Here is a 1,269-nt window from a genome sequence, read left to right on the forward strand (position 1 = left end):
CAACAACAGAGTCAATGTTAAGCTCGTAAGACATTAGTAATACACTAAACGCCAACTATGATTTGTACTCTACAAACAAACTTGGCGTTTTTTAGAAATAAAAAGTAGACGACCGGTCTAATTACAATTAGGAACATCCAATGACAGAACAACAAAACCGTCGCATCGTACTGGCATCTCGCCCTGTAGGTGCACCTGTAGATACTAACTTCCGCTTAGAACAAGTTAACATTCCAACTATCAAAGATGGTGAAATGTTACTGCGTAGTGTTTATCTTTCACTCGACCCTTATATGCGTGGCCGCATGAGTGATGCAAAGTCTTACGCTGATCCAGTATCAATCAACGATGTGATGGTCGGAGCAACTGTCTGTCAGGTAACAGAATCTAACAATTCTGATTTTCCAGTAGGCGAATGGGTACTCGCCTACACCGGTTGGCAAGATTACGGTGTGTCTAACGGTGAAGGACTCATTAAATTAGGTCAAAATCCAAGTCACCCATCATATGCTCTCGGGATCATGGGCATGCCTGGCTTCACTGCTTACATGGGGCTATTAGATATTGGTCAACCAAAAGCTGGCGACACGCTTGTCGTTGCTGCTGCAACAGGAGCTGTAGGGGCAACTGTTGGGCAAATTGGTAAGCTGAAAGGTTGTCGAGTTATCGGTGTTGCAGGCGGTGAGGAAAAATGCCGCTATGCAAAAGAAGRACTGGGCTTTGATGAATGTATAGACCATAAAGCCGACGACTTCGCAGAACAACTGGCAGCTGTGTGTGATAACGGAATTGATGTTTACTTCGAAAATGTTGGTGGAAAGGTATTTGATGCTGTAATGCCTCTGCTTAATACTGGCGCTCGTATTCCTGTGTGTGGGCTGATTTCTCAGTACAACGCAACCTCTTTACCTTCAGGGCCAGATCGTATGTCGAGCTTAGTCGCGACTTTATTGATCAAACGTATCAAAATGCAGGGCTTCATTATTTTTGATGACTATGCACACCGTTATCCAGAGTTTGCACAACAAATGACTCAATGGCTGTCTGAAGGAAAAATTAAGTACCGCGAACACCTTGTAGATGGTTTAGACAATGCTCCTGAATCTTTCATCGGTCTGCTTGAAGGTAAAAACTTTGGCAAGCTAGTTATTAAGACCAATCAAGAAAAATAAGGCTGCAAAATGATTACTTTACACCACCTAAACAAATCAAGATCTAAGCGTATTATCTGGTTACTTGAAGAATTAGAGCTTGAGTATCAGGTAAAGC

1 protein-coding gene and 1 pseudogene are annotated in these 1,269 nt (G+C 42.7%); both read left to right on the forward strand.

What is annotated here, in order from left to right:
• The first annotated feature begins 140 nt into the window (after positions 1-140).
• Positions 141-1,172: an NADP-dependent oxidoreductase gene (locus tag L4C33_RS22305; RefSeq protein WP_428814563.1), complete on the forward strand. Its 1,032-nt coding sequence runs from the start codon at positions 141-143 to the stop codon at positions 1,170-1,172.
• A 9-nt stretch (positions 1,173-1,181) separates the two neighbouring features.
• Positions 1,182-1,269, forward strand: a pseudogene (locus tag L4C33_RS22310) (glutathione S-transferase); the annotation flags it as partial.

The sequence above is a fragment of the Vibrio makurazakiensis genome (genome assembly GCF_050337375.1).
GTDB lineage: Bacteria > Pseudomonadota > Gammaproteobacteria > Enterobacterales > Vibrionaceae > Vibrio > Vibrio makurazakiensis.